The 8,402-nt window shown below is 67.3% G+C and carries 7 protein-coding genes; 2 read left to right on the forward strand and 5 right to left on the reverse strand.

The window, feature by feature from the left end; translation table 11 throughout:
* The first annotated feature begins 70 nt into the window (after positions 1 to 70).
* Both ACTRWG_RS19085 and ACTRWG_RS19090 read left to right on the forward strand, forming a co-directional pair.
* On the forward strand, positions 71 to 892 hold the full coding sequence (locus ACTRWG_RS19085; RefSeq protein WP_036797632.1) for a protein-disulfide reductase DsbD domain-containing protein: 822 nt from the start codon (positions 71 to 73) through the stop codon (positions 890 to 892).
* Positions 889 to 1,350, forward strand: coding sequence for an NUDIX hydrolase (locus tag ACTRWG_RS19090; RefSeq protein ID WP_027235165.1), 462 nt, complete (start codon positions 889 to 891; stop codon positions 1,348 to 1,350). The genes ACTRWG_RS19085 and ACTRWG_RS19090 overlap by 4 nt, the downstream gene beginning before the upstream one ends.
* On the opposite strand, the gene ACTRWG_RS19095 is transcribed toward ACTRWG_RS19090, so the two are convergent.
* From ACTRWG_RS19095 to ACTRWG_RS19115, 5 genes are all read right to left on the reverse strand, one after another.
* Positions 1,320 to 4,715, reverse strand: a complete 3,396-nt coding sequence (locus ACTRWG_RS19095) for an efflux RND transporter permease subunit (RefSeq protein WP_027235166.1) — start codon at positions 4,713 to 4,715, stop codon at positions 1,320 to 1,322. The two genes, ACTRWG_RS19090 and ACTRWG_RS19095, sit on opposite strands and share 31 nt — an antisense overlap.
* Positions 4,716 to 4,720: 5 nt before the next feature.
* Complete coding sequence (locus ACTRWG_RS19100; RefSeq protein ID WP_462829795.1) at positions 4,721 to 6,175, reverse strand: efflux RND transporter periplasmic adaptor subunit; 1,455 nt, start codon at positions 6,173 to 6,175, stop codon at positions 4,721 to 4,723.
* Positions 6,176 to 6,304: 129 nt separating this feature from the next.
* Complete coding sequence (moaB, locus tag ACTRWG_RS19105; RefSeq protein WP_462829796.1) at positions 6,305 to 6,847, reverse strand: molybdenum cofactor biosynthesis protein B; 543 nt, start codon at positions 6,845 to 6,847, stop codon at positions 6,305 to 6,307.
* Between the two features lie 132 nt (positions 6,848 to 6,979).
* Positions 6,980 to 7,579, reverse strand: coding sequence for a metallophosphoesterase family protein (locus ACTRWG_RS19110; protein ID WP_027235169.1), 600 nt, complete (start codon positions 7,577 to 7,579; stop codon positions 6,980 to 6,982).
* 9 nt (positions 7,580 to 7,588) lie between these two features.
* Positions 7,589 to 8,353, reverse strand: a complete 765-nt coding sequence (locus ACTRWG_RS19115) for a uracil-DNA glycosylase (protein WP_462829797.1) — start codon at positions 8,351 to 8,353, stop codon at positions 7,589 to 7,591.
* Positions 8,354 to 8,402: the final 49 nt, after the last annotated feature.

Consider the following 8,402-nt stretch of genomic DNA (forward strand, 5'->3'; position numbering starts at 1 on the left):
CAGGGCGATGAGCGGCAAATGACCGGAACGTGACTTGGCAAACCGCGTTGCCGGGCGCATGTATCTGTGCATGAGGAAGACTTTGACCAAAGCTGCGGCCTGCGCGGCGTCTCTGCTTGCCCTGGCAGCCGGGACACCAGCCCTGTCCGGCGCCGCCGAAGGCGACATCGTGGAAATCGAAGTGCTGGACGGCGGCCTGACCCCGCGCGGCACCTACATGGGCGCACTGCGGGTCAAGCTGCAGCCCGGCTGGAAGACCTACTGGCGTGCGCCCGGCGATGCCGGCATCCCGCCCAGCTTCTCCTGGCGCGGTGCGCGCAATGTGGGGGCGCTGTCGATCACCTGGCCTGCTCCCGAAGTGTTCCTGACCTCCGGCTACCGCACCATCGGCTATCATGACCAACTGGTGCTGCCGGTGGAAATCACCCCAAGGACGGCCGGAAAGCCGGTGCGGCTGAAGGGACGGATGCAGCTGGGTGTCTGTAAAGATGTTTGCGTGCCCGCCGAGCTGAGCTTTGACCATCAGCTGGACAGCGATGCGGGCCGCAACCCGGCGATTGCCGCGGCGCTCGCGAGCCGCCCCTGGTCAGCCAAGGAGGCCGGCGTGCGCCATGCGGCTTGCAGCCTGCGCCCCTCTGAATACGGCATGAAGGTCACCGCCCGCATTTCGATGCCCCCGGCCGGAGGCGAAGAGGTCGCGGTGATCGAACCCGGCGCGCCCAATCTTTATGCCGGAGAGACCACCACCCGGCGCGAGGGCGGTCTGCTGGTTGCGGAAACCGAGTTTCTGCCCGCCGATGGCAGCGCCTATGCCATCGACCGCTCGCAGCTGCGGATCACCGTGCTGGGGCAGAACCACTCCGTCGACATTCAGGGCTGCAGCGCCGGATGAGCTCAACCGACAGCCCGCAGCGCCCGGTGCTTGGCACTATTGCCGTGGTCTGCCGCCATTTCGGCGGCCAGGACCAGGTGATCCTGGTGCAGCGCGGCAAGGAGCCGAACGCGGGCTGGTGGGGCTTTCCCGGCGGCCATGTGGAGATGGGCGAAACCGCCCTGCAAGCCGCCGCGCGCGAGCTGATGGAGGAAACCGGCGTGTCCGCCCGGCCGCTGGAATATCTCACCAATGTGGATGTCCTTGTCCGCGCTGAGGCGGGCGCGGTGCAGCGGCAGTACCTGCTGACCGTTGTCCTGTGCGAGCACGCCAGCGGCGAACCGTTGCCGGATGACGATGCCGAACAGGCCGAATGGATCCCCATCGCAGAGATCGAGAGCCGCGGCCTGCAGCTGCTGGATCAGGTGGGCGAGGTCGCCCGGCTGGCTCAGGCCCGCTGGCGGGCGCTAAACCGGTAAACCGCGCCGCCGGCCAAATAGGCCAGCAGCGCCAGCACCAGCGCCCCGGCGACACAGGCCAGCAGCCCGGCCCGCACCGGCTCCATTGCCGCCAGCACAGGCACTGTCCGCAGCAGCGGATGCAGCGCGCCGGTGGCCATCGCCCAGCCCAGCGTCAGCACCAGCCAAACAAGCTGCGCCAGCGCGGTGCCCAGCACCAGCCAGCGCAAACGCCCTGCCCCGTGCCGCAGGGCCCGGCGCAGGGCTGCCATTGGCCGCGACAAGTCGCTCTGCATCGCCACCAGGGCCGGCACCACCAGCAGCACTAGGAACATGCCAAAGCCCAAGCCGTAGACCAAGGTGATCACCGTCGGCTTGAGGAATTGCGCCTGCTGCGCGCGTTCGAACAACAGCGGCGCCAGTCCCAGAACCGTGGTCATTGTGGTCAGCATCACCGGCCGCAACCGGTCCGCCGCCGCGTCGATAATCGAGGGAATCAGACCGCGGTCCTCGGCATACTGGTCGATGGTTGTCACCAGCACGATGGAATCGTTGATGATGATCCCGGTCATCCCCAAGAGGCCCACCACCGTGAACATGCTGAGCGGCACCTCCCACATGTAGTGGCCCCAGATGGTGCCAACCAGGCCAAAGGGAATGATCGCCATCACCACCAGGGGCCGGGTCCAGCTGGCAAAGATCCAGGCCAGCACCAGGTAGATCCCGGTCAGGCACAGGATCAGGCCGGTGCCCGCCTCCTGCAGGAAGGTCTGCTCCTGCTCCGCCAGTCCCGAAAGGCGCCATTCGACCTGTCGCTTGCTGGCGATCGCCGGCAGGATCTCCTCCTCCAGCGCCTGCATCACCGCTTCGGCGCGGGCCGGATCATCCTCGGAGATATCTCCGGTCACGCTGATCACCCGGATGCCGTTTTCGCGGCGCACGGTGGAGAACCCGGTGCGCTGCGTGACCGAGACGATATCGGCCAGCGGCACATAAATCCCGCTGGGCGCCCGCATCAGGGTGCGCTCCAGGAAATCGGCGGTCAGCTCATTCCGCGGCAGCTCAACCCGGATCGACGCGCTGCGCGGCCCGTCGGGATAAGTAGCCGCCTCAATACCGTTAAGCCGCGCCCGGAGCGCCCGGCCCAGGCTGCCAATAGTGAAATTCAGCGCCTGGCCGTGCGGGGTGAGGTCCAGGATCACCTCCTCCTTGTCGTAGGCCAGGTTATCCTCAACCGCGGACACCTCGGGGAAGCGCAGCAGCGCGGTTTTCAGATCCTCGGAGGCGGCCTTGAGCGTCTGCACGCTGGCGCCCGCGAATTGCACGTCCAGCGCATCGCCGCCCGGGCCGGAGCGCCAGCTGCGGAAGGAAACCGTCTCCGCCATCGGGTGGCGGGCCACCCGTTCCTGCAGTTCCGCCACAAAGGCAAAGCTGGAATAGGGGCGCAGGTCGGCATCTATAAGCTCAATCGAGATGCCGCCCAGCAGATCCGCTTCCTTGCCTTCCACACCGGCCAGTCCGCGGCCCGCATTGCCGCCCGTCTCTGCCATCACAAAATCCAGCGGGTTGCGGCCATAGCGTTCGTCGTATTCGGCGCCCAGCGCCTCTGTTGCGCGCTGCATCTCCCGCATCATCGCAAGGGTATCGGCGCGGGTGGCGCCCTCCGCCATGGCGAAATTGCCGGTGACGGAGCCCCGCTCCGGCGCGTTGAAGAAGCGCCATTGCACATCGCCGTTGATGAACAGCGCCGCCTGGCTGGCCAGGATCGCCAATGCCCCGGCCAGCACCGCATATCGTGCGGTGACGATCAGCCCCATCAGCGGCCGGAACGCGTGGTCGCGCAGCCAGCGGAAGCCGCGGTTCACCATCCGGTTGGGCCAGTCGTACCAGTGCCGCGCCTGCGCATGGGTCAGCGCATGGGCCAAGTGGTTGGGCAGGATCAGGAAGCATTCCACCAGCGAGGCCGCCAGCACCGCGATCACGGTAAAGGGTATATCGCGGATCAGCTCGCCGAACCGCCCGCCCACCAGCGTCAGGCCAAAGAAGGCAATGATTGTGGTCAGCGTTGCCGCAAAGACCGGCATCGCCATCCGCCGGGCGGCATTCTCGGCGGCCTGCACGGGGTTTTCGCCGAGCCGCCGCACCCGGAAGTCGGCGTGTTCCCCCACAACGATGGCGTCATCCACGACAATGCCCAGGGTGATGATCAGGCCGAACAGGCTGACCATATTGAGGGTGATACCGGCGGCATACATCAGCGCCACCGCGGCGAACATCGAGGCCGGAATGCCCACCGCCACCCAGAACGCAATGCGGGTGTTGAGGAACAGGAACAAGAGGCACAGCACCAACGCAAGCCCCATCAGCCCGTTGTCAACCAGCATATTCAGGCGGTCGGTGATGTGTTCGGCGCGGGTGCGGATCAGCTGCGCCGTCACCCCCTGCGGCAGGCTTGCCTGCATTTCCGCGACCACCTCCTGCACCTGGCGCTGCAGGCGGATGGCATTGCCCTGGTCGGAGCGGTCGACCCGGATCGACATCGCCGGGTGTTCCCCGACGAAGTATGATCGGTTGCGGTCCACCCCCTCCACCCGCACCGCGGCCACATCATCAATGGTGAGGACGGAGCCGTCGGGATTGGTGCGCAGGACGATGGCTTCCAGCTCATCCGGCTGGCGTTTCTCGCTGCCGGTGCGCACCCGGGCATTGGCGCCGGTCACGTCGCCGGCGGGATCCGCGTCGACCTCGGCGGCGATGGCCTCGGCAATCTCGCGCATGGTGATGTCATGGGTGATCAGCTTGGCGGTCGGCACCTCGACGATGGTTTCCGGTGCAGCCACCCCGCGGATTGTGGTGCGGGTGACGCCGGCTTCGAACAGCCGGGCGACCAATTCATCAGCAAACAGGCCCAGCTGCCCGGGCCCCACCGGCCCCGTTATCACCACATCGGTCACCCGGTCGCGCCAGGCGCCGCGCCGCACTTCCGGCTCCTCCGCCTCTTCCGGCAGGCTGGTGATGCCGTCCACGGCGCTCTGCACATCATCGGCAGCCTGTCCCATGTCGGAGCCGGGTTCGAACTCCAGCGTCAGCGTTGCCATCCCTTCGCGCGATGTGGAGTAGGTTTCCTCCACCCCGTCCACCGCCAGCAGAACCGGCTCCAGGACCTGCACAATTGCATTGTCCACGTCCTCCGGCCCGGCGCCCTCCCACTCGACGGAGACGGTGACGCGCTCAACGATCACATCGGGAAAGAACTGGGCCCGCATGTTGGGCATCGCAGCGGCCCCAAGCACCAGCATGATCACCAGCAGCAGATTTGCCGCAGTGCGGTGGCGGGTGAAATAGCTGAACAGCCCGCGGGCCGGCCGGGGGAGTTTGCGGACCATGGCCCTCAGCCTCCCATACGGGATTCTATGCGGGAGACCAGCTGCGCCGGTACTCTTGCCTCAGCCAGCTGCTGCAGCATCTTGGCCTTCATCTCAGACGGCATTGCACTGCTGCCCTCGACAAAGGCCACCAGCCGGGCGCGGCGCTCGTCGCTCAACTCGATCAGCTCCGGCAGGGCCTGGACCCCGGCGTCCCGGCGCAACGGGCGCACCTTGATGCCAGCGCCCAGAAGCGGCGTGCGGCCGGTGACGATCTCACGGCCCTCCAGCCCGGCACCGCGGATCAGCACGTCATCGCCCTGGCGGCGCACCAGCTCAACCGGCAGCGCCTGCAGCCGGTTGTCCTCACCCAGCACCAGAACAGAGCCATCGGCTCCCAGCGCCGAGGCGGGCACGCGGGCCACAGCGGCGACCTCGGGCTCTGTCACCTTGACGGTGACGAAATCCCCAGGCTCGAAACCTGGCGCGGTTTCCAACCGCGCATAGACCAGCCGCCCGGTCTGCCCGTCGCCCGCCGCGCCGCTGGCGCGGGAAATGCGTCCGGTCGCGCTCAGCCCCGCCCCGTCGGCATCCAGCGTCACCCGCACCGGTGCCCGCAGCAAGTGCCCCTTTGCGTCCAGCAGCCGGGCGTATTGCGCGGTCGACACCCTGAAGGCCACCTCCAGAAGGTCAGGATCGACCAGATCCGCGAGTTTTTCATTGGCTGAGACCAGCCGCCCCTGCACCAAGTTCACCGCCTGCAGGGTACCGTCGAAACGGGCCTTGATCGTTGTGTCGTCGAGATCCCGCTGCGCCTCGTCCAGCGCAATCTGCGCCCGCGCCACCCGTGTGGCGGCCTGATCGGCCCGTGCCTCCGCCTGACTCACCGCCTGACGGCGCGAGATCACCGCCTGGCGCGCCTGCACCGCTGCCAGCTCGGCTGTTTCCACCGCCGCCGCGGTGCCGACGCCGCGGTCCGCCAGATCCACCTGCCGCTGAAAGGCCCGCTCGCGCAGCTGCGCCTGGTCCTGCGTGGCCTGCAGCTCATCCTGCGCCAGGACCAGCGCCCGGCCCGCATCGCGCTCCTCGGCGCGGGCGTCCATCATGTCCGCTTCGGCCCGGTCCAGCGCCGACTGCGCATCCGCCGGGTCAATCTGCACCAGCACTTCGCCCGCGCGGACGGTTCCGCCTTCCTCAAAATCCTCGGACAGCTGCACGACCCGGCCGCCAACGGCCGTGCGAAGCTCCAGCGTGCGACGGCTCTCCACACGGCCAAAGGCCGTCAGCTCCGGCGCCACCGTCTGCAGATCCGCCGTCACCACATTGACCGCAAAGATCCGCTCGCGCGCCGGGGGCGCTTTCTTCTCCGCGTGCAGCTGCGCCTCGATTGCACTGAAAATCATATGCCCGGCATAAAGCAGCAGTGCCGCCGTGACCGCCGCCAGGAAAACCCCTGTCACACTCTGACGCAAAAAGCGCATGTTTCTCCCTTCCGGTGGCGGCAGCTGCCGGGACCGCGCACGCGGTCTGCCAAAGCGTAAAATTCCTTGTGCCCGGTTGGAAATATATGATTCTCCGCACGGGTTTGCGAGGTTACACGCCGCGGCCGCTCACTTCCGGCGCAGATGTTCCTCCAATCTGGGCATGATTTCCACGAAATTGCAGGGCCGGTGGCGGTAATCGAGCTGTTTTGACAAGATCTCATCCCAGCCGTCCTTGCAGGCGCCGGGGCTGCCGGGCAGCGCAAACAGATAGGTGCCGCCCGCGACCCCGCCAGTGGCGCGCGACTGCACCGCGCTGGTGCCGATCTTCTGCATTGAGACCAGAGTGAAGACGGTGCCGAAGGCCTCGATCTCCTTTTCATAGACGTCCCGGTGCGCCTCCACCGTCACGTCCCGGCCCGTCAGGCCGGTGCCGCCGGTTGAGACCACCACATCCACCTCCGGGTCCGCCACCCAGGCGCGCAGTTGCTCGGCAATCTCCGCCCGCTCATCCGGCAGGATTTTGCGGGCGGCCAGCACGTGGCCCGCCTCGGCCAGCCGGTCCACCAGCACCTGGCCCGAGCGGTCGTCCTCCAGCTTGCGGGTATCCGATACCGTCAGCACCGCGATGCGGACCGGGATGAAGTCCATGTTTTCGTCAATCCGGGACATTTCCAGTCGCGTCCTCTCCATAATGGCCGGTCGTACCGCCAGCCCTGCAACAATTCCGGCCCGGAGCCGCCCTTGGCATCCGGTTCAGCGCCGGGGCCGCCGGGACACACGCCGGCAAGGCCGCAGCGGCGCTCATGGCTCCACCTCGAACCAGCTTACCCCGGGGCCCAGATTGGCCACCTGCGTCCTGCCTAGGCTGCCGCGGAAGCCCCAGCAATCATGCACATGGCCGCAGAGCAGGAGCTGCGGCTGGATCCGCTCTGCCGCCGCCCTAACTGCAGTGGAGCCGACAGACATCCCGCCGGAGGTGACATCGCCCAGCCCCTTTGGAGGTGAATGGCAGATCAGGATATCCGCACGGCCGCAGGCCGCCAGCATCGCCGCCGCCTGCACCTCGCTGAGGTCACAGGACCAGCTGCCGAAGGGCGTTTCCGGCACGCCGTATCCCAGCCCGAACAGGCGCAGGCCTTCGACCTCCACGCCTTCACCATGCAGCACCGTGGTATCCGGGAAGCCTGCGGCACGCAGTTCTTCCGCGCTTTCGCCATTACCGGGCACCGCCACCATCGGCGCCTTCAGACCCGCCAGCATTGCAACTGCCCGGTCCATCCCCTGACGGCAATTGCAGAAATCGCCGGCGCCGATCACCAGATCCGCTTCGGCGCTGGCCGCCACGATATCCGCCGCGTGGGGGGCTGAAAGGTGCAGGTCGGAGAACGCCAGGATTTTCATGAAACGACCTCAGGATAAACTGGCCAGCCGCGCCTTCAGCTCCAGCAGGTCTGCCCAGGCCAGCCGCTTCTGAGACGGCTGGCGCAGCAGATAGGCGGGGTGGAACATCGGGATCACCGGCTTGGTCCAGGCCTGGTCCCACTTGCCGCGCAGCCGGGTGATGCCGCGTTTGCCCAGCACCGCCTGGCAGCTGATATTGCCCATAAGCACCAGAATATCCGGCTCCGCCAACGCCACATGCCGCTCCAGAAAAGGTGTCAGCATGGCGATCTCGGCGGGCAGCGGATCGCGGTTCTGCGGCGGCCGCCAGGGCAGCACATTGGTAATATAGACACTCTCGGCGCGACTGAGCCCGATCGCCTCCAGCATCTTGTCCAGAAGCTGCCCGGCGCGGCCCACAAACGGCTTGCCCTGCAGATCCTCCTCCCGGCCCGGCGCCTCGCCGATGATCATCACCCGCGCGCCCGGCTGCCCGTCCGAGAACACCAGATTGCGCGCGCCCCGCTTCAGGTCGCAATGGTCGAAGGCTTCCAGCGCATCGCGCAAACCCGGCAGCGATGCAGCTGCTTTGGCGGCCTTCTGCGCCACCTCGACCGGATCCACCTCTTTGGGCTTGGGCGGCGGCGCCGGCGCGGCGCCCGGCTTGGGCTTGGGCGGGGCCTGCTCCAGCGCGTAGCGGTCGACCGGCGCGTCGCACAGCGCTTCGGTGGCGCCAAGCTCCGCCTGCCACTCCAACAGCGCCCGGGCGCTCAAGTAATCCAATGCCGATTCCATGCGCCCAAGCTACTCCGCCCAGCCGGCAAGCGGAACACCTGCGCCCAAA

The organism is Leisingera sp. G5_S3_59_S7, from assembly GCF_054968485.1.